General features: G+C 61.3%; 28 protein-coding genes. 27 read left to right on the top strand and 1 reads right to left on the bottom strand.

Annotation, left to right across the window (positions count from 1 at the left end; genetic code table 11):
- The first annotated feature begins 164 nt into the window (after nucleotides 1–164).
- From HU765_RS12655 to recX, 27 genes are all read left to right on the top strand, one after another.
- Nucleotides 165–749 (top strand): hypothetical protein, encoded by a 585-nt coding sequence (locus HU765_RS12655; protein ID WP_186620884.1) that lies wholly within the window; start codon nucleotides 165–167, stop codon nucleotides 747–749.
- A complete protein-coding gene (locus HU765_RS12650) occupies nucleotides 746–928 on the top strand; it encodes a DUF2635 domain-containing protein (RefSeq protein WP_186550257.1) in 183 nt (60 codons plus the stop codon). Before HU765_RS12655 ends, HU765_RS12650 begins: the two co-directional genes overlap by 4 nt.
- Entirely contained in the window at nucleotides 928–2424 is a 1497-nt protein-coding gene (locus HU765_RS12645) for a phage tail sheath subtilisin-like domain-containing protein (RefSeq protein WP_186550259.1), read from the top strand. Before HU765_RS12650 ends, HU765_RS12645 begins: the two co-directional genes overlap by 1 nt.
- A gap of 68 nt (nucleotides 2425–2492) precedes the next feature.
- Entirely contained in the window at nucleotides 2493–2840 is a 348-nt protein-coding gene (locus HU765_RS12640) for a phage tail tube protein (RefSeq protein ID WP_007908779.1), read from the top strand.
- Complete coding sequence (locus tag HU765_RS12635) at nucleotides 2837–3133, top strand: phage tail assembly protein (protein WP_007908778.1); 297 nt, start codon at nucleotides 2837–2839, stop codon at nucleotides 3131–3133. Before HU765_RS12640 ends, HU765_RS12635 begins: the two co-directional genes overlap by 4 nt.
- Before the next feature lie 130 nt (nucleotides 3134–3263).
- The gene (locus HU765_RS12630) at nucleotides 3264–5039 is read left to right on the top strand and encodes a phage tail protein (protein WP_186620882.1); all 1776 of its coding nucleotides are present in this window, start codon (nucleotides 3264–3266) and stop codon (nucleotides 5037–5039) included.
- Nucleotides 5026–6264, top strand: coding sequence for a DNA circularization N-terminal domain-containing protein (locus HU765_RS12625; RefSeq protein WP_186620880.1), 1239 nt, complete (start codon nucleotides 5026–5028; stop codon nucleotides 6262–6264). The genes HU765_RS12630 and HU765_RS12625 overlap by 14 nt, the downstream gene beginning before the upstream one ends.
- A gap of 3 nt (nucleotides 6265–6267) precedes the next feature.
- Nucleotides 6268–7311: a phage baseplate assembly protein gene (locus HU765_RS12620; RefSeq protein ID WP_186620878.1), complete on the top strand. Its 1044-nt coding sequence runs from the start codon at nucleotides 6268–6270 to the stop codon at nucleotides 7309–7311.
- A 141-nt stretch (nucleotides 7312–7452) separates the two neighbouring features.
- Nucleotides 7453–7962 carry a phage baseplate assembly protein gene (locus HU765_RS12615; RefSeq protein WP_186620876.1) on the top strand — a complete coding sequence of 170 codons (510 nt, stop codon included), beginning with the start codon at nucleotides 7453–7455 and terminating at the stop codon, nucleotides 7960–7962.
- Complete coding sequence (locus tag HU765_RS12610) at nucleotides 7962–8360, top strand: phage GP46 family protein (protein WP_054047083.1); 399 nt, start codon at nucleotides 7962–7964, stop codon at nucleotides 8358–8360. Before HU765_RS12615 ends, HU765_RS12610 begins: the two co-directional genes overlap by 1 nt.
- Nucleotides 8350–9396 carry a baseplate J/gp47 family protein gene (locus tag HU765_RS12605; RefSeq protein WP_186620874.1) on the top strand — a complete coding sequence of 349 codons (1047 nt, stop codon included), beginning with the start codon at nucleotides 8350–8352 and terminating at the stop codon, nucleotides 9394–9396. Before HU765_RS12610 ends, HU765_RS12605 begins: the two co-directional genes overlap by 11 nt.
- Nucleotides 9384–9983: a putative phage tail protein gene (locus HU765_RS12600; protein WP_186550269.1), complete on the top strand. Its 600-nt coding sequence runs from the start codon at nucleotides 9384–9386 to the stop codon at nucleotides 9981–9983. Before HU765_RS12605 ends, HU765_RS12600 begins: the two co-directional genes overlap by 13 nt.
- A gap of 14 nt (nucleotides 9984–9997) precedes the next feature.
- Nucleotides 9998–11149, top strand: a complete 1152-nt coding sequence (locus HU765_RS12595; RefSeq protein ID WP_186620872.1) for a phage tail protein — start codon at nucleotides 9998–10000, stop codon at nucleotides 11147–11149.
- Nucleotides 11146–11661 carry a phage tail protein gene (locus HU765_RS12590; RefSeq protein ID WP_186620870.1) on the top strand — a complete coding sequence of 172 codons (516 nt, stop codon included), beginning with the start codon at nucleotides 11146–11148 and terminating at the stop codon, nucleotides 11659–11661. The genes HU765_RS12595 and HU765_RS12590 overlap by 4 nt, the downstream gene beginning before the upstream one ends.
- Nucleotides 11662–11785: 124 nt before the next feature.
- A complete protein-coding gene (locus HU765_RS12585; protein ID WP_186620868.1) occupies nucleotides 11786–12880 on the top strand; it encodes a phage tail protein in 1095 nt (364 codons plus the stop codon).
- A gap of 7 nt (nucleotides 12881–12887) precedes the next feature.
- On the top strand, nucleotides 12888–13454 hold the full coding sequence (locus HU765_RS12580) for a tail fiber assembly protein (protein WP_186620866.1): 567 nt from the start codon (nucleotides 12888–12890) through the stop codon (nucleotides 13452–13454).
- 23 nt (nucleotides 13455–13477) lie between these two features.
- Complete coding sequence (locus tag HU765_RS12575) at nucleotides 13478–14404, top strand: hypothetical protein (RefSeq protein WP_186620864.1); 927 nt, start codon at nucleotides 13478–13480, stop codon at nucleotides 14402–14404.
- Nucleotides 14404–14871: a phage tail assembly chaperone gene (locus tag HU765_RS12570; protein ID WP_186620862.1), complete on the top strand. Its 468-nt coding sequence runs from the start codon at nucleotides 14404–14406 to the stop codon at nucleotides 14869–14871. The genes HU765_RS12575 and HU765_RS12570 overlap by 1 nt, the downstream gene beginning before the upstream one ends.
- 41 nt (nucleotides 14872–14912) lie before the next feature.
- Entirely contained in the window at nucleotides 14913–15839 is a 927-nt protein-coding gene (locus HU765_RS12565; RefSeq protein ID WP_186620860.1) for a phage tail protein, read from the top strand.
- Between the two features lie 2 nt (nucleotides 15840–15841).
- Complete coding sequence (locus HU765_RS12560) at nucleotides 15842–16273, top strand: phage tail assembly chaperone (RefSeq protein WP_186620858.1); 432 nt, start codon at nucleotides 15842–15844, stop codon at nucleotides 16271–16273.
- 10 nt (nucleotides 16274–16283) lie between these two features.
- A complete protein-coding gene (locus tag HU765_RS12555) occupies nucleotides 16284–17444 on the top strand; it encodes a hypothetical protein (RefSeq protein WP_186550288.1) in 1161 nt (386 codons plus the stop codon).
- Nucleotides 17444–17698 (top strand): hypothetical protein, encoded by a 255-nt coding sequence (locus tag HU765_RS12550; RefSeq protein WP_186620856.1) that lies wholly within the window; start codon nucleotides 17444–17446, stop codon nucleotides 17696–17698. Before HU765_RS12555 ends, HU765_RS12550 begins: the two co-directional genes overlap by 1 nt.
- A 36-nt stretch (nucleotides 17699–17734) precedes the next feature.
- The gene (locus tag HU765_RS12545) at nucleotides 17735–18301 is read left to right on the top strand and encodes a glycoside hydrolase family 19 protein (RefSeq protein WP_186620854.1); all 567 of its coding nucleotides are present in this window, start codon (nucleotides 17735–17737) and stop codon (nucleotides 18299–18301) included.
- Complete coding sequence (locus HU765_RS12540) at nucleotides 18280–18798, top strand: lysis system i-spanin subunit Rz (protein ID WP_186550294.1); 519 nt, start codon at nucleotides 18280–18282, stop codon at nucleotides 18796–18798. The genes HU765_RS12545 and HU765_RS12540 overlap by 22 nt, the downstream gene beginning before the upstream one ends.
- A gap of 68 nt (nucleotides 18799–18866) precedes the next feature.
- A complete protein-coding gene (locus HU765_RS12535) occupies nucleotides 18867–19367 on the top strand; it encodes a CinA family protein (protein ID WP_186550296.1) in 501 nt (166 codons plus the stop codon).
- Nucleotides 19368–19450: 83 nt separating this feature from the next.
- Nucleotides 19451–20509 (top strand): recombinase RecA, encoded by a 1059-nt coding sequence (recA, locus tag HU765_RS12530; protein WP_186550298.1) that lies wholly within the window; start codon nucleotides 19451–19453, stop codon nucleotides 20507–20509.
- A gap of 8 nt (nucleotides 20510–20517) precedes the next feature.
- The gene (gene recX, locus HU765_RS12525) at nucleotides 20518–20985 is read left to right on the top strand and encodes a recombination regulator RecX (protein ID WP_186550300.1); all 468 of its coding nucleotides are present in this window, start codon (nucleotides 20518–20520) and stop codon (nucleotides 20983–20985) included.
- A 57-nt stretch (nucleotides 20986–21042) separates the two neighbouring features.
- Here recX and HU765_RS12520 read toward each other — a convergent pair whose 3' ends face one another.
- Nucleotides 21043–22161: a TIGR00730 family Rossman fold protein gene (locus tag HU765_RS12520; protein WP_186620851.1), complete on the bottom strand. Its 1119-nt coding sequence runs from the start codon at nucleotides 22159–22161 to the stop codon at nucleotides 21043–21045.
- Nucleotides 22162–22386: the final 225 nt, after the last annotated feature.

Genomic DNA, 22386 nt, shown 5'->3' with positions numbered 1-22386 from the left:
TACCACGACCTCACTGCGACGAAGATCCCTGTGGGAGCGGGCTTGCCCGCGATGGCGGCGTATCAGTCACCTCTCTTCCGAATGTGCTGGCCCCTTCGCGGGCAAGCCCGCTCCCACAAGGGTTTGCAGTGTTCTGCGAATCCTGTTTCTTTCTGGAACACCCCATGAAGATCACCCCGATCCTCACGCAACTGCGTGGGCAATGCCCTGGGCTTGCCAATCATATTTCGGTGGGTGTCGATCTGGCGTTGCTGCAAGGCAACCCGGATCTGCCGACACCCTCGGCCCATGTGCTGCCACTGGCCGACCTGGCCAGTGGCAGTGCCGCTCAAAACCTCATCACCCAACCGATCCGCGAGCGCTTTGAAATCGTCCTCGTGCTTGACGCAACCGACGCGACAAAAGCGCTGGATCTGTTGCACGACCTGCGCGCCGAGCTGTGGCGCGCATTGGTGGGCTTCAAAGTGGATTCCGACTACAGCGCCATCGTTTATGACGGCGGTGAGCTGGTGTCGATCAACAGCAGCCGCGCCTTCTACCGGCTGCGCTTTTATGCCGAGTTCCAGCTCGGCCGCAATCTGCCGAGCCAGCCTGCGGAGAGTTGGCATGAACGCGAACTGGACGGTTTGTCGTCCTTTACCGGGGCCACGGTGCGGGTCGATGCGATCGATCCGGCCGACCCCAACCTGAAACGCCCGGGCCCCGATGGACGGGTGGAAATGACTTTCTCTGGAGACGTAACCCCATGAGCAACCGCATCACCGTACTGCCGGCCGCCGGCCGTGTTGTGCCTGACCCGGAGGCGGGCGATCTGCTGCCCGCCGAGGGCCGTGAAGTGCTGGACAGCGCCTGGTGGCGCCGGCGTCTGGCCGACGGCGATATCACCATTAAAACCGCGAAAGCGGCTAAACCACAGGGAGCCAAATAATGGCGATCGGATTCAGCAACATCCCCGCGGACATTCGTGTTCCGCTGTTCTATGCCGAGATGGACAACTCGGCCGCCAATAGCGCGACCTCGGCCATGCGCCGCTTGATCGTCGCCCAGGTCAACGACAACATCGCCCCGAGCGAAGTCGGCAAACTGGTGCTGGTGTCCAGCGTGGCGCTGGCGAAAAGCATCGGCGGCCAAGGCTCGATGCTCGCATCGATGTACGAGACCTTCCGCAAGGCCGACCCGATCGGCGAAATCTGGTGCCTGCCGCTGCATAACAGCGAAGGGGCGATCGCCAAGGGTGTGCTGACCCTGACCGGCACTGCGACTCAGGCCGGCGTGCTCAATCTGTATGTTGGCGGCGTGCGTGTGCAGGCCACCGTGGTTAACGGTGCCACCGCTGCACAAGCGGCCACTGCACTGGCGCAGAAAATTAACGCCACCGCCGACCTGCCGGTCAGCGCTGCCGCTGCTGAAGGTGTGGTCACGCTGACGGCCAAATGGACTGGCGACAGCGGCAACGACATCAGCCTGCAATTCAATCGCCTGGGCAAGAGCAACGGCGAAGACACCCCGGCTGGCCTCACCACCGCGATCACCGCCATGACCGGCGGTGCCGGCGTGCCGGATCAGATCGCCGCCGTTGCGGCACTGGGCGATGAGCCGTTCGAATTCATCGCTTTGCCGTGGTCTGACCTGGCAACCCTGAACACCTGGCAAGCGGTCATGGACGACAGCACCGGTCGCTGGTCGTGGGCCAAGCAATTGTTCGGTCACGTCTACAGTGCCAAGCGCGGCACCGTCGGCACGCTGGTTGCCGCCGGGCAAGCACGCAACGACCAACACATGACCATTCAGGCGCTGGAGCCGGGCGTGCCGCAACCGTTCTGGGTCCAGGCCGCCGCACTGGCGGCGCGCACTGCGGTGTTCATCTCCGCCGATGCCAGCCGTCCGACCCAAAGCGGCAGCCTGCCGGGCGTCGATCCGGCACCGGCCAGTGAGCGCTTCACCCTGACCGAGCGTCAGTCGCTGCTCAATTACGGCATTGCCACCGCGTACTACGAAGGCGGTTACGTGCGCATTCAGCGTTCGATCACCACCTACCAGAAGAACGCTTACGGCCAGGCCGACAACTCGTATCTGGACAGCGAAACCATGCACCAGTCGGCATTCATCGTGCGTCGTCTGCAAAGCGTGATTACCAGCAAATACGGCCGGCACAAACTGGCTTCCGACGGCACCCGTTTCGGCGCCGGCCAGCCGATCGTCACGCCGGCGACCATTCGCGGTGAACTGATCGCACAGTACGCCAAGCTCGAACTGGAAGGCCACGTCGAGAATGCCGAGCTGTTCGCCGAACACCTGATCGTCGAGCGCGACGTGCAGGACCCGAGCCGCGTGAACGTGCTGTTCCCGCCGGATTACATCAACGGTCTGCGCGTGTTTGCACTGCTCAACCAATTCCGTCTGCAGTACGACGACGCCGCCTGATAAGGCGCCTCTGGCGTTAAGCATTCAGCCCACCTCGCGTGGGCTTTTTATTTGAAGGGAGAAACACCATGGGTCAACTGATTGCAGGCACCTGCTACGTCAAGGTCGACGGCGCGCAACTGACCATCAATGGCGGCTGCGAAGCCCCGCTGATGGCGGTCAAACGCGAAACCGTCGTGCCCGGCTTCTACAAGGAAACCGACATTGCGCCGTCGTTCAAAGTGACTGCGCTGCACACCGCCGACTTTCCGCTGAAGAAGCTGATCGAAGGCACCGACATCACCGTCACCTGCGAATTCAGCAACGGCAAAGTCTACGTGCTGGCCGGTGCGTACCTGGTCGAAGAGCCAGTCTCCAAAGGCGATGACGCCACCATCGAGCTGAAGTTCGAAGGCATCAAGGGGACCTGGCAATGAGCGGCGCCGTGAAGCTTCAGGTTGCGATCGAAGCTCACGGCGAGCCTTTGACCGAACTCGTCCTGCGCCGTCCGACGGTGCAGGAAGTGCGAGCGATCAAGGCGCTGCCGTACAAGATCGACAAGAGCGAAGAAGTCAGCCTCGACATGGACGTGGCGGCCAAATACATCGCCGTGTGCGCCGGCATTCCGCCGTCGTCGGTCAACCAGTTGGACCTGGCTGACCTCAACGCGCTGAGCTGGGCCGTTGCGAGTTTTTTCATGAGTGCGGCGTCGGCGCCATCACCGACCTGATCGCAGTCGCCTATGACCTGGCCTGGTTCTGGAAGGTTGACCCCGAACAGATGATGGCCAGGCCACTGGATGTGCTCCGCGAATCGCTGGAGCACGCGCAACGGATCAATGCGATGCAGCAGGTGCAGTGATGGCAGACGAAGAAAGCAAAGTGAAAACGCCGGTGCTGATCACGGGCATCGATGAACTGTCGCCCAAACTCGGCGCCCTGCGAGTGAAGGTCGAGAGCTTCAAGAAAAACCTTGAGCAGACCGGCCTCGGCAAGCTGGACATCAGCGGTCTGTTCAAGGGCGGCAGCGTGATCACGCCGTTTTTAGACGGCATCAAATCGGCCGCAGCGTTCCAGGGCAAATTGAGCGAAGTCAGCGACACGGCGAAAACCGTCGACCTGCCCGCCGCGCCAACGGCAGCGACACAGAACATGAACGTGTTCAGCGCGTCGATGCAGAAGGTTTCGGCGTCGGTGGACGCTGCGCTGGTGCCGGCGGTGGGGGCTTTGGTGGTCGGGCTTGAGCCGATGCTGACGCAGGTCGGCAGCTTGCTCGCCGACAACCCGAAGCTGGTTGAAGGCCTGGCGGCCGGAGCCATTGCCTTTTCGGCGATGCAAACCGCAGTGACGGGCGCCACGCAAGTGTTTGACGTGATGAGCATGGTGCTCAAGACCAACCCGATCATGCTGATCGCCATGGGCATTGCCGTGGCCGCCGGTTTGATCGTGGCCAACTGGACACCGATCAGCGCGTTCTTCACCGGGCTGTGGGAGGGCGTGAAAAACGCCGGTGCGAGCGCGATGGCGACGTTGCGCTCGATACTCGATTGGCGACCGCTGGCGGCACTGGCGGCGCTTTGGGAACCGGTCACGGGGTTTTTCTCGGGGATTTGGGACAAGGTCAAGGCCGTGACGGCGCCGGTGATCGACTTCTTCAAGTCGGTTTTCTCGTGGTCGCCTGCTGGCATGATCATGGAAAACTGGGCGCCGCTGACCGGCCTGTTCTCGGCAATCTGGGAACTGCTCAAGGCCTTGAGTATGCCGGTAATGGCGTTCCTCAAAGGTTTGTTCGACTGGACGCCGCTGGGCATGATCATCAGCAACTGGGGCGCAATCAGCGGATTCTTCGCGTCGATCTGGGCCGCGTTGCAACCGGCCGCGCAGGTCATCAAGGACTTTTTCCGCACGTTGTTCGACTTCTCCCCGTTGGGGATGATCGTCAACAACTGGGGCAGCATCGTTAGCTTTTTCGAACCGCTCTGGGCTGCGCTGCAAGCTTCGGCACAGCAGATCAAAAGTTTCTTTCAAGGCCTGTTCGAATGGTCGCCGCTGGAACAGATCGCGCTGTACTGGCAACCGATCGGTGAGGTGTTTTCGGCACTGTGGGGCGTGGTGCAAGCCATGGCCGCGCCGGTTCTGGAGTTTCTGCACACCATGTTCGAATGGACGCCGTTGGGGCAGATCGTCAAGAACTGGGGACCGATCACCGAGTGGTTCGGCGAGTTGTGGCAAAAGCTGCAAACCGTGATTGCGCCGATCAAAGAGTTGTTCGAGGGAGGCTTCGCCGGCTTGATCGCCAAGGTCACCGGCAAGGTTGAAACGCTGACCCAAGCGCAACGCCAGACCAACGCCGAAGGCAAGGGCGAATTGGCGCCAGCATTCTTCGGCGCAGGCCCTCCAGCATCGGCAAACGGTGCGCTGCAGGGTGGTTCGCTGCCACAGAGTTCCGGCGCGCTGATTCAACAAAGCGCAATCAACAACCGCACGCAACTCGAAGGCGGCCTGACCGTACGCTTCGAAAATGCGCCGGCCGGGTTGCGCACCGATCCCCCACAAACCAATCAACCGGGCCTGGCGCTGTCGTCGCGTATCGGTTATCGCTCGCTGTCGGCAGGAGGTTCCAATGAACTGGCGTGACCGTTTGTTGCCGGCATCCTTTCGCGGTGTCGGTTTCTGGATCGATCAGGCGAAAACCCCGGTCGGCCGCAAAGGTCAGTTGCATGAATACCCGCAACGCGACCTGCCGTTTTTCGAGGACCTCGGCCAGCAGGCCAGGACCCACGATCTGACCGCGTTCATCATCGGCCCTGATTGCCTCGAGCAGCGCGACAAGTTGCTCAAGGCGCTGGAGGCGGGCAGTGGTGAGCTGGTGCATCCGTGGCTCGGCCGCCTGCAAGTCAAGGTCGGCGAATGCGACATGACCCACACCCGCGAGGACGGCGGGTTGGTGACGTTTGCCTTGAAGTTTTATCCCGACCAGCCGCTGCCGTTTCCGACCGCGACCGTCAGCACGCAGAAAGTCTTGCTGATCAAGGCCGACACCCTGTTGGGTTCGGCGGTGGCGCGCTTCGAGCAGGCGATGACGTTGATCAAGGCGGCGCGGATCGGCATCACCAATCTGCGCAACAGTCTCACCGGCGTCTATGAGGTGATCAAGGAACAGCTCAAACCGCTGATCGAGCAGTACCGGCAAATCACCGAACTGGTCAAGGCCGTGAAAGAGCTGCCCAAGGAAGTGGCGGCGGAGTTCAAGGGCTTGCTCGGCGATATCCAGGAGCTGAAAGCGTTCGCCAGGGAAGGCTACCGTGGCGTGATTGCCGACGTGTCGCAACAACTCGAAGCGATTCGCAAGGCCGATGCACCGAAGATCACCACCGGCAAGGACACCAACGCTGCGGCGCAGGCCATGGCCGATCTGGTGCAGGACACGCTGATTGTCAAAGTGGCGCAGTGGGTTGCGTCGATGCCGGTGGCCACCCGTCCGCTGAAACTGCCGTCGACGCCCACAGTCAATCAGCAGGCCCATCAGCAAGTCACCCGCCAGGAAGTCCCGGCCACGGACGATTTGCAGGCGCTGCAAAAGGATTTGGTCGAGGCGCTGCAACGGGCGAAGAACAAGGCCGATCCCGCTCACTATCAAGCCATCAGCGATGTGCAGGATGCCTTGGTTGCGCACCTCAAGGCCGTGGCGTCTTCCGGCGTGCGACTGGTCAGCAAATCGTTTCAGGAAAGCCTGCCGGCGCTGGTGATTGCCTACAAACAGTTTGGTGATGCCACGCGAGTGACCGAAGTCATTCAGCGCAACGGCGCGACCAATCCGTTGTACCTGCCGCAAAGCGACGTCAAGGTGTCCAGGGAGTGAGCCATGAACGAGAGCGATAATCAGGTCACGCTGACGGTCAATGGCATGGAATACGGCGGCTGGAAAAGCGTCGAAATCAGCGCCGATCTGGAGCGTCAGTTCCGCACCTTCAAGCTCGACATCACTTGGCAATGGCCGGGGCAGACGGTGGACAAACCGATCAGGCCCGGCGACCCGTGCGAAGTGAAAATCGGCAAGGATCTGCTGCTCACCGGCTACGTGTTCAAAGCACCGATCCGCTATGACGGGCGGCAGATCAGCCTGACCATCGAAGGCAGTTCCAAGACCCAGGACCTGGTCGATTGCGCAGCCCGCAACCTGCCCAGTCAATGGCAGCAGCAACCGTTGCTGAGCATCGTCCAGGACCTGGCCAGGGAATATGGACTGACGGTGGTCAATGAAATTTCCGAGACCTCGCGGCTGACCAAGCACACCATCGTGCCCGGTGAAACGGTGTTCCAGTCGATCGATCGTCTGCTCTCGCTGTTGCGGGTGTTTTCCACCGATGACGCGCTAGGCCAGCTGGTGCTGGCCAAACCCGGCAGTGGCGGCCGCGCCAGCGATGCGCTGGAGCTGGGCAAGAACATTTTGTCGGCCAATGCGCCGATGGACTTCAGCCAGGTGTTCTCCGAATACCGGGTGATCGGCCAGCAGAAGGGCTCGGATGCCAAGAGCGGCGCGGCGGCCAGTGAAGTCGAATCGACGGCGGCAGACCTGAGTTTCAAGCGACGGCGCACTACGGTGATCAATGAAGGCACGCAACTGACCTTTGAGTTGGCGCAGCAGCGTGCCCAATGGGAAAGCGCCACGCGCATGGGCCGGGCGCAGACCACCACCTATCAGGTGCAGGGCTGGCGGCAGAGCAACGGGGACTTGTGGCGCCACAACACCCTGGTGCGGGTAAAGGATCCGGTGCTCGGTTTCGATGGCGACATGCTGATTTCCAAAGTCACCTATTCGTTGTCGGCGCAGGGTTCGGTGACCACGTTGCAGGTGGCACCGCCGCATACCTTCGATGCCAATCCAATGCCACCGAAAAAAACCTGAGCCCTACGCCTACCCCTGTAGGAGTGAGCCTGCTCGCGATGCGATTCAACAGACACAGAAGTGTCGGCTGTCATGCCGCCATCGCGAGCAGGCTCACTCCTACAGTTGACCGCGTTATGCCCACCTTTTTGAGAAAAACCCATGAGCCTACTGACACGCCTGCTGGCGCGCGGCACTGTCGTGCTCGCCAACTCGGCCTCGAAACTGCAATCGCTGCAAATGCGCCTCACCGCTGGCGAAGTGAACGACGACCTCGAACACTTCGAACCCTACGGTTTCACCAGCCATCCGCTGGCCGGCGCCGAAGGGGTCGTCACGTTTATCGGCGGCGACCGTTCCCACGCCATCGCCCTGGTCATCGCCGACCGCCGTTATCGCCTGCAAGCGCTCGCAGCAGGTGAAGTGGCGATCTACACAGACGAGGGCGACAAGATCCACTTCAAGCGCGGGCGGATCATCGACATCGAAACCGCCACGCTGAACATCCGCGCCAGCAGTGCGGTGAACTTCGACACGCCGATCATCAACCAGACCGGCAAGATCGTTTCCACGGGCGATCAACTCGCTGGCGGTATCAGCCAGATCAAACACGTGCACGTCGGCGTACAGGCTGGCAACGGCCAGACCGGCGCGCCGGCAGGAGGCCAATGATGCTCATCAGCCAGAATCTCCACGCTGCATTGACCCGCGCCGTACTCATCAGTCTGTTCACCTGGCGCCGCGCCGCCGATGACGATGCCCTCGATGACGAGGAGCGTTTCGGCTGGTGGGGCGACACCTTTCCCACGGTCGCCGACGATCGTATCGGCTCGCGGCTGTGGCTGTTGCGCCGGGTCAAGCTGACCCGACAGACGCAAATGGACGCCGAGTTCTACGCCCGCGAAGCCTTGCAGTGGCTGATCGACGACGGCCATTGCAGCGCCATCGACATCATCAGCGAACGCCTCGACGCTCAGCGCCTGAACCTGCGCACGGTCCTGACCCTGGCCGATGGCGAACGCCTGGACATCAACCCCGATAACAGTTGGCAGGTGATCTATGCCGTTTGAAACCCCTTCGCTGCCGGTGCTGATCAAGCGCACCCAAAGCGACCTGGCCGGCGATTCGCTGCGCCAGTCCGATGCGCAAGTGCTCGCCCGTACCCTCGGCGGCGCCGCTTACGGCCTGTACGGTTATCTCGACTGGATTGCCGAGCAGATTCTGCCGGACAAGGCCGATGAATCGACCCTGGAACGCATCGCCGCGCTGCGCTTGAATCAGCCGCGCAAACCCGCGCAAGTGGCCACCGGCAGCGTCAGTTTTACCGCGACACCCGGCGCGGTGCTGGACGTCGACACATTGCTGCAATCGAACGATGGCCGCACTTATAAAGTGACCACCGTGCGCACCACGGTCAACGGCAGCAACAGCACCACCATCGCTGCGCTGGAGGCTGGCAGCCTGGGCAACGCCGATGCCGGTCTGACGCTGACGCCGGTGCAACCGATTGCCGGCATCGTCGGCAGCAGTTTCGTGGTGCTTGCGCCGGGTCTGAGTGGTGGCGTGGCGCGCGAAAGCCTGGAGTCGCTGCGCTCGCGGGTCATCCGTTCCTACCGCGTGATTCCTCATGGCGGCGCGGCCAGCGATTACGAGACCTGGGCCCTGGAAGTGCCGGGCGTGACCCGCGCCTGGTGCCGTGGCGGCTTGCTCGGTCCGGGTACGGTGACCGTATTCATCATGCGCGACGACGATCCGCAACCGGTACCGAACGATGAGCAACTGGCCGAGGTTCAGGGCTACCTCGAACCGTTGCGCCCCGTCACCGCTGAGGTGCATGTGCAGCGGCCAATCCAGGTGCCGGTGGTTTATCGCTTCAAAAGCGTCAACCCGGACACCACCGCTGTGCGCGCCGCCGTCGAAGCGCAGCTGCGCGACCTGCACAACCGCGAGGCCGACCTCGGGGTGCCGCTGCTGATCAGCCATATCCGCGAAGCGATCAGCAGCGCCGGTGGCGAATACGATCACAGCCTCACCGCACCGGCCGCTGACGTTCCGGCCGGAAAAAGCGAGTTGCTCACCTTTGGAGGCTGCGTATGGGGGGCATAAGAACCGCCGCGCAATATCAGGCGCAGTTGCGCGCCTTGCTGCCCAGCGGCCCGGCGTGGGACCCGGAACGTGTCCCTGAGCTGGAAGAAGTGCTGCAAGGCGTCGCCGTCGAACTGGCGCGTCTCGACGCTCGTGCCGCCGACCTGCTCAACGAAATGGACCCGGCCGGCGTCAGCGAACTGGTGCCGGACTGGGAACGCGTCATGGAGCTGCCCGACCCGTGCCTCGGTGCGACGCCGCTGTTCGATGATCGCCGCCTCGCCGTGCGCCGACGCTTGCTCGCAGTCGGCAGTCAGGCCGTCGGTTACTACCTCGACATCGCCAAAAGCCAGGGCTACCCCAACGCCAGCATCACCGAACATGAAGCCCCGCGCATGGGCCGCGCACGGTTTGGCTCGGCGCACTGGGGCACCTGGGAAGCGCAGTTCATGTGGACGCTCAACACCGGCGGCCGCTTGCTGCTCGGCCGGCGTTACGGCGCGAGCTATTGGGGCGAGCGCTTCGGCGTCAATCCCGGCTCGGCGCTCGAGTGCCTGATCCATCGCAGTGCACCGGCGCATACCAAGGTGCACATCAACTATGACTAGGGAGGTGTAAGAGGATGGATTATCCGAAGAGTGTGCCCAGCGCCGGGCTGGTGAATGGCAAGTTTGTCGATGAGAACCCGCTGACCGGGACGCCGGGGTCGTTGATTCCGGCCGACTGGGGCAACGGCGTCACCCAGGAAATTCTCAATGTGATCAAGGCGGCAGAGCTGACGCCGGACGAGAAGAAATACGATCAGTTGTTGCAGGCGATCCAGAACGTTTCGGCCAGAGGCTGGAATCTGGATTCGGCCTTGCCGATCGGCGCATTGCCAGCGGCTACGGTCGCCACGTCAGACGGCCGCTTGCCGGTCACGTCGACTGCTTTCGCCACCAGTGGCGGCCGCGTATCGATTCTGGCCGGCGTATTGGTCAGCCTCGGCCAGGAAGTCGTTGCCGGTCAGTTAGGACGTTCACGCACCTTTACGACTCAAGCCTGGAGCAGTGCCGATCTGCTGCCCAATTCAGGCTATTTTCTACGCGCGCAAGTGGTCGCTGGCTCGCTGACTTTTTACATGCAGCGCGGCACGATCTACGACGCTGCGCCGGAAGGCTTGAAGGGCACGATCAACGGTGCCGCGGGCGGCGGTTTCCAGTCGACGCCGCTGGATCTTTGCCTGGCCTGGGTGGTGGCCGCCGGGCCGGGCACCACACCGACGGTCCGGCCGATCTACAACCGTAGCCGGTTGTCGTGGACGCAGACCGTCAACGGCAGCGGCGTGGTCTATCTGCCGTTGGACCCGCATGCGCGCGCAGCCCGTCTGGTCGTTGGCAACCCGACGCCGCATCCGACCGGCATCACCTCGGTGACGTTTGCGACACCTGGCTGGCTGGGCGGCAATTACTGCTATCTCAACCCGACTGTGGGCACATCCAGCAATTGGGACGGCTGGGCCGTTCCCGGTGGCGGTGCGCTGATTTTTTCCAGCAATCTGGTCAGCGATACAACGGTTTCGACCTTGACGGCCAGCTTTGACCATAACGAGCTGCGCTCGCTGTGGCAGACGTTTCAAGCCGAACACACCTGGGGCGCGGCCAATGCGGCGAGTGATGAGTTGTTGTTCAGCATGGGCCTCAAAAACCTCGGCCCTAGCGACTACGCCAACGGTGTCGCGATCAATTTCGCAGCGGCTGTAAACGTGAATTTCTCCTGGGAGTTGATCCGATGATCGTCATTCATGAACTGCATCAATTCGAGGACGGACTGCGCCCGGCACAACCGTCCTCAGGCCATGAGTGGGACGGTGAAAAGTGGCAACTCAGCGCCGGGAGAGCCGCCGAGCTGGAGCTGCAAGAAGCTGAACGCCTCTGCGCCAAAGTCGACGCTGCCGCCGACAACGCTCGCAACGCATTGGCAGGCGATCCGCTCAAAGCGATGGAGTACGCACAGGCTGCCGCAGACGCTCAGGCTTTTCAGGACGCCGGTTACCCGAAAAAAGAAGTGCCGCTTTCCGTTGCCGCATGGGTTGTCAAAGGCCGCACGGCCAAACAGGCGGCGGAGCAGATTCTCGGCAAGGCCGCTCAACTGACCGACCATTTGCTGACCCTGCGGACCTTGCGCTTGAAGGCCAAGGCGCAGGTTCGTGCAGACGCCGCCAAGGGCAAGATCGACCAGGCGCGCGCTGCGGCCGATGAAGCCTTGATCGCCATTGGCGACGTGGCCAACGGTCTTTTCAGCTAATCAGAAGGCTTCGTCCTGCCTCACCCAGGCCCACTTCGATGTGGGCTTTTTATTTTCCGCAACAGCCCCGTGTCAGTCAGGCACAGGCACGGCGCATTTGTCATTTCAAAGGAACGAACAACCGATGGACTATCCCAAAAGCGTCCCCAGCGTCGGCCTGGTCGATGGCCGTTTCGTCGATGAAAACCCGGTGGCGGGTACGCCGGGCTCGTTGATTCCGGCAGTGTGGGGCAACAGCGTGACTCAGGAGATTCTGAGTGTGATTAGCGGCGGCGGGCTGGTGGCTTCCGAGGCGGACACCGGCCAGTTGTACAAGGCGATTCAGTCGATTGTTGGCAACGCCAGCCCGATGCGTTCGGTCATCACCCGGTTGGCGGCTTCGAAAACGCTGACCGAACCAGAACTCGGGCTCGTATTGATTGACGGCAGCCCCGGTGCCGTCACTTTGATGCTGCCGCCAGCTAACGCCGCCCTCGGTGTACGCGATGTCATTGTTCGGCGGGTGGACAACAGCGGCAATCGCATGGTGATCCAGGCATCTGGAACCGACCGGATCCGTTTCCATACCCATCTCTCGCCCAACGGTTATGGGTTTTTCGTATTGATGGGTGGCGGCGACTGGTGGCATTTGCGCAGCGATGGTGCCGGCAGTTGGTGGCCGGTGGGGCGTTACGACAATACACCGTTGGGCCGGCCATTTTTTGAGACGACCATCATGCTCAGTCCGGGCGGATACGGCGCCTTGAATGGCGCTGTCATGAAGCGTGCGGAATGGCCGTGGCTGTGGGACCACGCTCAGCAATCGGGAATGCTCGGATCGGAAGCTTTACGCCCGGGAACCGAGGGGAAATGGACCACCGGTGACGGGGCGACGACGTTTCGTGGCCCCGAAGGTCGAGGTGAATTCCTGCGAGTGCTGGACGAAGGCCGTGGTGTGGACTCGGGTCGTGTGATGGGTACTTTTCAACCCGGCTCGACGCATTCCTTTGCCTTGGGCGCGAATGGCGGCGGGGCAGTGGGCTCGCGTTGGTCGGACAGCTTGATCGGCTTCGGTGCCGACACCCGCGAAGAAGCTCAACACGTTTCCGGGCTCGTCAATGGCGGCCCGACCTTTCCGGCTGGAACCAACTATCAAATGGATCCCGGCGCCACGCTGCTCTACACGTTCAAATCCCGTCCACGCAACATCGCCTATCCCGGTCGCATCAAACTCATCTGAGGCTCTTATGTTCAATTATCTATTCGATGGCTCGGGTGCTCTGTCCGGGCCGGTCGAGTTTCCCGTCACGCCCGGAATAGGCATTCAGCTCCCCGCCAACGCGGTTGAACTGACGTACGAATTGCCTGAACCGGAAGCCGGTCGCAGCTGGGCGTTGATCAACGGCATCCCGCGCGAAGTGGTTGACCGTCGCGGTCTGGTCTATCGCAAGGATGGCGGAGCTCAACAGGTCTGGACTGAGCTGGGCGAGCTGCCTGACACGCTGACGGCACAGCCCTGGCCCGGTGAGTTTCACGTATGGCGCGACAACGCCTGGCAGCCTGATGAGCAGGCCCGGTTAGCGGATGCCAGAAACCGTGTCCTGAACGCACGCGACGCATTGCTGCGCGACGCTGTTCTGCGCATCGCGCCGCTGCAATACGCCGAAGACATCGGCGACGCCAGCCATGACGAAGAGCTTCTGTTGATCGAGTGGAAACTCTACAGCGTCGAGCTGAACCGCATCGAAAAGCAAAGCGGTTTTCCCCAGACAGTCACTTGGCCGGTGGTGCCTGGTGCCATTGTTGTCGCGTGATTGCATAACCAGGAGCGGTGCACATGGATTATCCGAAAAGTATCCCCGGTGTGGGGCTGGTCAACGGCGGCTTCGTCGATGAAAACCCCGTCGCCGGAACGCCGGGTTCGTTGATTCCCGCTGCGTGGGGCAACAGCGTCACGCAGGAAATTCTCAACGCGATCAAGGCCGCCGGGTTGAGGCCCGATGAGGCCAGGACCGACCAACTGGCGACCGCAATCGGTGCGCTGGTCGATTTCACCAAACTGAAAAACACCCCGACGACCTTGGCTGGCTACGGCATCACTGATGCGGTGGGACGGCTGCTGGCGGTCAGGCAGTTCGAGAAGGTCGGGATTACGCTTTACAAGCCAAACCCCAAAGCCAAGCGGATCCTTGTGCGGCTGGTCGGTGCGGGGGGAAGCGGTGGTGGGTGTTCGCCCGTTGCCGCGGGCTACCAAGGCATGGGCGGCGGCGGAGGCTCTGGGGCCTTCGCACAAAGCCTGTATGACGTGACTGCGGAAATACTTGCAGGCGTGCCCGTCACCCTCGGCGGCGGCGGTGCTGCGAGTAACGTGATGGGGCTGGCTGGCGGAGGTGCTTCGTTCGGTACCTACATGAGCGCTGCGGGCGGTGGCGGCGGGCAGGTTCTCACCTTGGCGGTAACAGCCACAACGGTTGGTTTCGTCCAGGGCGGTGCCGGAGGACAAGCTGTCACTGGCGGAACGCTTGCCAATGCTCGGGGCGTGCCCGGCGAGTATGCGATGTGCAACGCCAACTGGGGCGTCCTCTCCGGTGCGGGCGGTGCCAGCCCTTACGACGGTGGCGGTACCCGAGTGGGTGTAAACGGACCTGGCGTCGCCGGCGGACGCGGCTCCGGCGGCAGCGGCTCGTGTTCAACCAACGCGTCGGCTGCCGTTCTCAGCGGTGCCGGCGGCAACGCCTTCTGTGAAATTTGGGAGTACGAATAATGACCATTTATGCACGGGTCGAGAACGGCGTGGTCGTCGAGCGGATCGACACTGGGGAGTACGAGATCGGTCAGCTGTTTGCGCCGTCTTTCGTCGAGGCGATGGTGCGGGTGCCGGATGGCCAGGAGGTCGAGGTCGGCGCGCCGATCAGCGCGTTTGCGACAGTTGCAGAACCACCGCCAGCACAGCAGAGCCGGGAGATTATCCGGGCGCCATTTGACTCAGAAGAAGGACCTGTAACGGCCGCGCGTACCTGGCGCGAAGCGTCTCTCGCCGCGACCGAATGGCTGGTCACCCGCCATCGTGATGAACAGGATCTGGGACGCGGTACGTCGCTCAAGCCCACGCAATACCTGGAACTGCTCGAGTATCGACAGGCGTTGCGCGACTGGCCTGACTCGGCACTTTTCCCCGCAGCAGATTCCCGTCCGACGGCGCCGTTTTGGCTCGCCAGCGTGACGGGCTGAGCTTACGTCAAGAATGTATTTTTCGTTCAGGGAGATGAACATTGGACTACCCCAAGAGTGTTCCCAGTGTCGGGCTGGTCAATGGCCAGTTCGTCGATGAAGACCCCGTAGCCGGAACACCGGGATCTTTGATCCCGGCGGCATGGGGCAACGGTGTTACGCAAGAAATTCTCAGCGTGGTTCAGGCCGCGGGAATAGCGCCGAATGAAGCCTCGAACAATCAGCTGCTGGCGGCGCTGCGTGGTTCGCAGTTGTTCACGACCGCTGCGCAGTTCAATAGCGGCCGGTCGGCTGCCACCACCGAGTTTGTGCAAAGAGCGCTGGGTAATTACGCCAATACGCGAAGCATCATGAGCGCCACCCAGTTGACCTTGGCGGATATCGGTTGCTCGATCGGTCTGGGCGGCAATGCGCCCTATACCGTGACGCTTCCGGATGCCGATGACGGTGCGGTGCCGAACGGCGTAACGATCAGCCTGCATTGTCGCAACAGCGCACCGGTCACGGTGGCGAGTAAAACCGGTACGCAGATCAGTCCGCAGGGCGCCTATCTGGCCTCAATAGTGATGGGCAGCGGTGAAAGCGCGAACCTCGTCAAAGAGGGTCGGGTGTGGGTGGTTTATGGCACTGCTGCGCTGAAGTATTCAGCCAGTTACGCCGCACAGTTCGGCACCTCCGGTTATCAGAAATTTCCTGGCGGTTTGATCATGCAGTGGGTGATGGGGGGATCCGATGCCAATGGCAACATGTCGGTGTCGTTGCCGATCAGGTTTCCCAATGCGGTTTTAGCGGGTGTTGCCGATGAAGGGCACCCCCCCGGTTGGGGTGGCGGCAACGTAACCGTTTGGTCATTTGACGGCAATAACTCGACAACGACGACAGCGGCCGCTCGGGTTCGAAACGTAATGGCTTCCAGTGTAAGGGCGGAGCCGGGACTTTCCGGCCGCATTCTGGTTTGGGGGTACTGACCATGACGATTTACTTTTATGCCCAGAGCCTGGGCTTTGATCGGGTAGAAAATCCACTTTCCGAACCCCCTGAAGGCGCAGTGGAAATCACCCAGGCGCAATACGCAGAACTATTCGCCGGACAGGCCGCCGGCAAAGTCATCAGCGCCAGCCCCTCGGGCCAGCCTGTATTGAGCGACCCGCTCATATCCCCGAGTGTGCTGGCCAGTCATGAGCGTGCATGGCGCAACCAAGTACTGCACAACACCCAATGGCTGGTGTTTCGCGACGTCGAAGAATTGGAAACCGGCGAGGGCACTACCCTGCGCGCTGAAGAATTCAAACAGCTACTGGCGTATCGGCAGGCATTGCGTGACTGGCCTGATCACCCGGAGTTCCCAGATGCGCGCTCGCGGCCGGTAGAACCCGATTGGTTGGGCGCTCTGACTTTCTAAGGAATTAAACGTGGATTATCCAAAAAGCGTTCCCAGCGTAGGGCTAGTCAATGGAAAATTTGTCAATGAGGACGCCATCGCAGGTTTGCCTGGCTCGCTGATCCCTGCGGCCTGGGGCAACGGCGTTACCGATGAGTTGTTGAATGTCATCAACTCCGCCGGGCTCGAACCGAGCGAAACGGACGTGAACCAACTGCTGCTGGCGGTGAAAAAGCTCAGCCAGGCTGGTGAAGACAAGCACGCCTCGGACATCGGCGCGGCCAACCTCTACATGGTCAACTACGTCCCGGCGGTCAGCGTGTTGAAGGATGGCTTGGCACTGCGCTTCACCGCGGCAAATGCCAACACCGGAGCGAGCACTTTCGCCCCGAATGGATTGCTGCCCAAGCCGTTGGTGAGCCTCGCACTGAGCGCATTGCGCCCGGCCGAAATCGTCGGCGGCAGCGTCTGTTCGGTGGTGTACAGCGCAGCGCTGGACAGTTGGGTGCTGGTGTATGCGAGCGGCGGTAATGCGGCAAGCGGTCGGTTGTTGGGGGTGAAGACGTTTACTGCGTCGGGCACTTATGTGCCGACAGTGGGGATGAGGAATGTGTTGGTCTCGCTCGTCGGCGGAGGCGGCGGCAGTTCGGGCATCGCCGCGACGAATTCCAATCAGATCTCTTTGGCTGGCGGCGGCGCTTCTGGTAGTTATGCGCAAGCATGGTTGTCCGCTGGTGTGATCGGACAAAGCCAGATCATTACCGTCGGGGCCCGTGGTGCGGCTGGTTCGGTCAGTACAGGTGGAGGGAGTGGCGGCACCAGTTCGATAGGTTCACTGGTTTCAGCCACCGGGGGTGGCGGGTCTCCATGGAACGAAGCGCTTGTTCTCCCTGGATTCGGCTTGTACGTGGGCGGCTTTCCCAGCCTGATCTCAAGCGGCGGCAATATCATCAATACTGCGGGAGCAGCAGGTAGCCCCGGGATTTGCCTTAGCGGCTCGACACTGGCGGGCCATGGTGCGAATTCACCGCTTGGAAGTGGCGGTTACGGCAACAGTGTAGCGTTGAGTCTCGCTGCACCGGGATCCGGGTTTGGCTCAGGCGCGGGCGGAATCGCTAACACATTCAATCAACCGGCCAGACCCGGCGGCGCAGGTGCCCCGGGCGTCGTCATCATCCACGAGTACGCCTGATGAAGACTTACGCACGCATCTCCAGTGACACCGTGGTCGAGTTGTTCACTACCGACGGCAATATGGCCGAGATGTTTCACCCGGATCTTCTCTGGGTCGATATCAGCGAGGTCACACCAGCACCACAACTTGAGTGGACAGCCCACTTCGGAACGCTCGGTTGGGTGTTCGCAGCTCCCGAAGGCACGCAGGTTGAAAAGGGCCTGAAAACTCTGGCAAATAAATGGCTGGCACGCATCAGCCGCCAGCCATGATTCAATCGGGGCACTATCCAGGGAGGATCAAGCATTATGCGAATTACAGAAAAACACCTGATCGACATCATGCCCAACGCCCGCTCCCAAGCGGGCGTTTTTGTTTCGGCTCTCAACTCCGCCATGGCCCGGCATCGCATCGACACGCCGAAACGTGTTGCTGCGTTCCTGGCACAGGTCGGTCACGAGTCCGGCCAGTTGCGTTACGTGCGCGAACTGGGCAATAACCAGTACCTGAGCAAATACGACACCGGCACCCTGGCGCTGCGTCTGGGCAATACGCCCGAGGCGGACGGCGACGGGCAAAAGTATCGAGGGCGCGGGCTGATTCAAATCACCGGTCGCGCCAATTATCGTCAGTGCAGCCTCGGATTATTTGGCGATGAACGCTTGTTGTCGTTGCCTGAACTGCTCGAGCAGCCGCAATGGGCCGCTGAATCGGCGGCATGGTTCTGGGCGCAGAAGGGCCTGAATGAACTGGCCGACGCCGATCAGTTCAACACCATTACGCGCCGGATCAACGGCGGGTTGAACGGCTTGCAGGATCGTCTGGATATCTGGGCGCGGGCGAGGGCGGTGCTATGTCCGGCTCCTGGCGGGTGATCGGCCTGTTGCTGCTGGCTGCCGGGGCGTTCGCAGCAGCGTGGCAGTTTCAGGACTGGCGCTACGGCCGGCAACTGGCCGAGCAGGCCCGGTTAAACGCCGAAACGCTCAATCAACTGACGCAGGCCGCTGCGAGCGCACAACAGGCCGAGCAGGTTAAACGGCTGGCTCTGGAGCAACGGCTCGCGGCCAGTGAACAAACCCATTACCGAGCGCTGAGCGATGCCCAACGTGATCAGGATCGCCTGCGCGATCGCCTTGCCACTGCTGATGTCCGGCTGTCAGTCCTTCTCGACGCCGGCGACGTTGCCCAAGGCTGCAACGTGCCTGCCGCCACCGGCGCCGGCGGCGTGGATCATGCAACCGTACGCGCCCGACTTGACCCGGCGCATGCTCAACGAATTATCGCCATCACCGACACCGGTGACCGCGCATTGATTGCCTTGCAGGCTTGTCAGGCCTATGTCAGAGCGTTGCAGCCCGAACATCTTGAATGATCTTGTGTATTGAAAGCGCGAGCGGCTCGTGTACGGTGATACGCATTCCACACGATCCGGAGTGCGCCGTGAAAGAGATCACCCAACTGGCCGCCGAGCTTGGCCGACACCTGCAAGTGCTTAATGCCCACGTGACCACCGCCGAGTCGTGTACCGGCGGCGGCATCGCCGAAGCGATCACTCGGGTTGCGGGCAGTTCGGCGTGGTTCGAGGCAGGGTATGTCACCTATTCGAACCGGCAGAAAACCCAGCAACTGAATGTGCCCGGTGAGTTGTTCGAAACGGTGGGCGCGGTCAGTCGGGACGTTGTCGAAGCCATGGTGCGCGGCGCCCAGGATAAAAGCCTGGCGCGGTTTGCCGTGGCGGTCAGCGGAGTCGCCGGTCCTGACGGTGGCACACCGAACAAGCCGGTGGGCACGGTGTGGCTGGCCTGGGGCGTCGGTGATGCGGTTTCCAGCGAGGTGCAGCACTTTGCCGGCAACCGCGACGAAGTCCGCCGACAAACGGTGAAGGCCGCGCTAGAGGGGCTTGTGCGACTAGCGGCACGAGAAATCGAAAATCAGGGGTAGGCGATCCGCGAACGCTGTGGAATAATACTGGCTACTTATACAGGTGTTGGCCGTCAGGCCTTATTGATTACGTGAGGACTTTAATGGACGACAACAAGAAGAAAGCCTTGGCTGCGGCCCTGGGTCAGATCGAACGTCAATTCGGCAAGGGTGCCGTAATGCGTATGGGCGATCAGGACCGTCAGGCGATCCCATCCATCTCCACTGGCTCTCTGGGTCTGGACATTGCACTCGGCATCGGCGGCCTGCCAAAAGGCCGTATTGTTGAAATCTACGGTCCTGAATCTTCCGGTAAAACCACACTGACGCTGTCGGTGATCGCCCAGGCGCAAAAAGCTGGCGCGACCTGCGCATTCGTCGATGCCGAACACGCCCTCGATCCTGAGTACGCCGGCAAACTGGGCGTTAACGTCGACGACCTGCTGGTATCCCAGCCGGACACCGGCGAACAGGCGCTGGAAATCACCGACATGCTGGTGCGTTCCAACGCTGTTGACGTGATCATCGTCGACTCCGTGGCGGCACTGGTGCCGAAGGCTGAAATCGAAGGTGAAATGGGCGACATGCACGTCGGCCTGCAAGCCCGTCTGATGTCTCAGGCGCTGCGTAAAATCACCGGTAACATCAAGAACGCCAACTGCCTGGTGATCTTCATCAACCAGATCCGCATGAAGATCGGCGTGATGTTCGGCAGCCCGGAAACCACCACCGGTGGTAACGCGCTGAAGTTCTACGCCTCGGTTCGTCTCGATATCCGCCGTACCGGCGCGGTGAAAGAAGGCGACGAAGTGGTCGGCAGCGAAACCCGCGTCAAGGTTGTGAAGAACAAGGTCGCTTCGCCGTTCCGTCAGGCCGAGTTCCAGATTCTTTACGGCAAGGGCATCTACCTCAATGGCGAGATGATCGACCTGGGCGTGCTGCACGGTTTCGTCGAGAAGTCCGGCGCCTGGTATGCCTACGAAGGCACCAAGATCGGTCAGGGCAAGGCCAACTCGGCCAAGTTCCTGGCTGACAATCCGGAAGTCGCCGCCAAGCTCGAGAAGCAACTGCGTGACAAGCTGCTGGCACCAGTGGCAGACGTCAAGGCTTTGGCCTCCCGGGACAAGGTCGATAACATGGCCGAGGCCGATGTCGACGTTTGAGTCGTTGAATGACACTTGTACTCGATACCCTCGTCGCGGTGCGGCGAACCGCCATGGACCTGCTCGCACGTCGCGAGCATGGTCGAGTCGAGCTGACGCGCAAGCTGCGTCAGCGTGGCGCTGAGGCGGAGCTGATCGAAACAGCCCTCGACCGTCTGACGGAAGAGGGACTGCTTAGCGAAGCCCGATACCTTGAAAGTTTTGTCTCCTATCGCGCCCGCTCTGGCTATGGCCCTCTGCGAATTCGCGAGGAGCTGAGTCAGCGCGGTTTGCAACGCGCCGATATCGAACTCGCTCTGCGCGAAAGCGGTATCGACTGGCAGGCGCAGCTTCAGGATACGTGGCAACGCAAGTTCTCCGGGCATTTGCCCATTGATGCGAAGGAGCGAGCCAAACAAGGCCGTTTTCTTGCGTATCGGGGGTTCTCGATGGAGATGATCAACCGCTTGTTCAGCGGTAGAGGGATGGACGATTAACCCGATTCAATGAAAACGGCCCGCTATTGAAAAATAGCGGGCCGTTTTTTTTTGCTTTCAAATCACGCTGGAAGGTTCGCGCGAGCGTTGTGCTGTGGGCGGTTTGGAATCGGCCCAGTTTTCCGGCAGGTTGATGTAATCGACCAATTCACGCAGACGCCCGTGCGTACGGCCATTGAAGGCAAACGCCAGGCGCGCCAGGTGGCTGAATTGCGCTTCGTCGTGTTCTTCACCGCTGTAGGCGTGTTGATGAAACTGATCGCTCAGACACAGATCCGCGAATTCGTCCTGCATCTGCGCCAGTGCCTGATCGCTGAGCTTATGGTTCATGCGGATCACGAACTGCCGTTTGAGCCAGCGGCTGGAGTGGAAGTTGCTGTAGAACTGATTGATCTGTTCGACCGCTTCCTCAACGGTGTAGACCAGGCGCATCAGCTTCATGTCGGTCGGCAGTATGTAGCGGTTGTTCTCCAGCTGGCTCCGGATGAAATCCATCGCGCCTTGCCAAAACGTGCCGCCCGGCGCATCCAGCAGGACCACCGGCACCAGCGGACTTTTCCCGGTCTGGATCAGGGTCAGCACTTCCAGCGCTTCATCCAGCGTGCCAAAACCGCCCGGGCACAGCACCAGGGCATCAGCCTCCTTGACGAAGAACAGCTTGCGCGTGAAGAAGAAGTGGAAAGGCAGCAGGTTATCGGTGCCGTCCACGGTGGGGTTGGCATGTTGCTCGAAGGGCAGGGTGATGTTAAACCCCAGGCTGTGATCACGTCCGGCTCCTTCGTGCGCTGCAGCCATGATGCCGCCCCCGGCACCGGTGATGACCATCATGTCGGCGCGCGTCAAGGCTGCGCCGAGTTCGCGCGCCATGGCGTACAGCGGATGCTCCACCGGCGTGCGCGCCGAGCCGAACACGGTGACTTTGCGTCGCCCCTTGAATTGTTCCAATACCCGAAACGCTTGTTCCAGTTCGCGCAGGGCTTGCAAAGTGATCTTGGCGTTCCAGCGGTTGTGATCTTCCTGGGCCATGCGCAGCACGGTCAGGATCATGTCGCGGTAAATGGGCAGGTTGGGGCTGTCGGGTGAAACGCGCTTGAGTTGTTCTTCGACCTGGCTGACGAGGTCGGGGCCGTTTTCCTGAAAATGACGGCTCAAGAGGTCATTCGGTTGGTAAGGCATTCAACGTCTCCTTTTGCACAGAGCGGGTGGCCCTGACGAGCGACGTCAGTGCCGCGCTGCAAAAAACACGCATCGGCGGCAGTTCCTTTTCTGCCGTTTGCAAGTGTTCGGGAATACTCTGAATCTAGACCCTCGCGCGCATTTGCGCTGAGTTGATCATTGCGCCGCAACGTCCTGGCTGGCAACTGCCATTTGAATGAAGGCCAGTGCCGCCACCGTTCGTCC

This window comes from Pseudomonas sp. SWRI81 (assembly GCF_014268545.1).
GTDB classification, from domain to species: Bacteria; Pseudomonadota; Gammaproteobacteria; order Pseudomonadales; family Pseudomonadaceae; genus Aquipseudomonas; species Aquipseudomonas hamedanensis.
The sequence above is the reverse complement of the archived record's forward strand: the minus strand, read 5'-3'. Positions and strand labels throughout refer to the sequence as shown.

Bases quoted from the DNA above. Each gene is read 5' to 3' on its own strand.
- HU765_RS12640 (WP_007908779.1), top strand. From the start codon at position 2,493: ATGGGTCAACTGATTGCAGGCACCTGCTACGTCAAGGTCGACGGCGCG.
- HU765_RS12630 (WP_186620882.1), top strand. From the start codon at position 3,264: ATGGCAGACGAAGAAAGCAAAGTGAAAACGCCGGTGCTGATCACGGGC.
- HU765_RS12590 (WP_186620870.1), top strand. From the start codon at position 11,146: ATGATCGTCATTCATGAACTGCATCAATTCGAGGACGGACTGCGCCCG.
- HU765_RS12610 (WP_054047083.1), top strand. From the start codon at position 7,962: ATGCTCATCAGCCAGAATCTCCACGCTGCATTGACCCGCGCCGTACTC.
- HU765_RS12575 (WP_186620864.1), top strand. From the start codon at position 13,478: ATGGATTATCCGAAAAGTATCCCCGGTGTGGGGCTGGTCAACGGCGGC.
- HU765_RS12600 (WP_186550269.1), top strand. From the start codon at position 9,384: ATGGGGGGCATAAGAACCGCCGCGCAATATCAGGCGCAGTTGCGCGCC.
- HU765_RS12635 (WP_007908778.1), top strand. From the start codon at position 2,837: ATGAGCGGCGCCGTGAAGCTTCAGGTTGCGATCGAAGCTCACGGCGAG.
- HU765_RS12620 (WP_186620878.1), top strand. From the start codon at position 6,268: ATGAACGAGAGCGATAATCAGGTCACGCTGACGGTCAATGGCATGGAA.
- HU765_RS12645 (WP_186550259.1), top strand. From the start codon at position 928: ATGGCGATCGGATTCAGCAACATCCCCGCGGACATTCGTGTTCCGCTG.
- HU765_RS12650 (WP_186550257.1), top strand. From the start codon at position 746: ATGAGCAACCGCATCACCGTACTGCCGGCCGCCGGCCGTGTTGTGCCT.
- HU765_RS12545 (WP_186620854.1), top strand. From the start codon at position 17,735: ATGCGAATTACAGAAAAACACCTGATCGACATCATGCCCAACGCCCGC.
- HU765_RS12570 (WP_186620862.1), top strand. From the start codon at position 14,404: ATGACCATTTATGCACGGGTCGAGAACGGCGTGGTCGTCGAGCGGATC.
- HU765_RS12655 (WP_186620884.1), top strand. From the start codon at position 165: ATGAAGATCACCCCGATCCTCACGCAACTGCGTGGGCAATGCCCTGGG.
- HU765_RS12550 (WP_186620856.1), top strand. From the start codon at position 17,444: ATGAAGACTTACGCACGCATCTCCAGTGACACCGTGGTCGAGTTGTTC.
- HU765_RS12560 (WP_186620858.1), top strand. From the start codon at position 15,842: ATGACGATTTACTTTTATGCCCAGAGCCTGGGCTTTGATCGGGTAGAA.
- recX (WP_186550300.1), top strand. From the start codon at position 20,518: ATGACACTTGTACTCGATACCCTCGTCGCGGTGCGGCGAACCGCCATG.
- recA (WP_186550298.1), top strand. From the start codon at position 19,451: ATGGACGACAACAAGAAGAAAGCCTTGGCTGCGGCCCTGGGTCAGATC.
- HU765_RS12595 (WP_186620872.1), top strand. From the start codon at position 9,998: ATGGATTATCCGAAGAGTGTGCCCAGCGCCGGGCTGGTGAATGGCAAG.
- HU765_RS12625 (WP_186620880.1), top strand. From the start codon at position 5,026: ATGAACTGGCGTGACCGTTTGTTGCCGGCATCCTTTCGCGGTGTCGGT.
- HU765_RS12520 (WP_186620851.1), bottom strand. From the start codon at position 22,161: ATGCCTTACCAACCGAATGACCTCTTGAGCCGTCATTTTCAGGAAAAC.
- HU765_RS12605 (WP_186620874.1), top strand. From the start codon at position 8,350: ATGCCGTTTGAAACCCCTTCGCTGCCGGTGCTGATCAAGCGCACCCAA.
- HU765_RS12580 (WP_186620866.1), top strand. From the start codon at position 12,888: ATGTTCAATTATCTATTCGATGGCTCGGGTGCTCTGTCCGGGCCGGTC.
- HU765_RS12585 (WP_186620868.1), top strand. From the start codon at position 11,786: ATGGACTATCCCAAAAGCGTCCCCAGCGTCGGCCTGGTCGATGGCCGT.
- HU765_RS12615 (WP_186620876.1), top strand. From the start codon at position 7,453: ATGAGCCTACTGACACGCCTGCTGGCGCGCGGCACTGTCGTGCTCGCC.
- HU765_RS12540 (WP_186550294.1), top strand. From the start codon at position 18,280: ATGTCCGGCTCCTGGCGGGTGATCGGCCTGTTGCTGCTGGCTGCCGGG.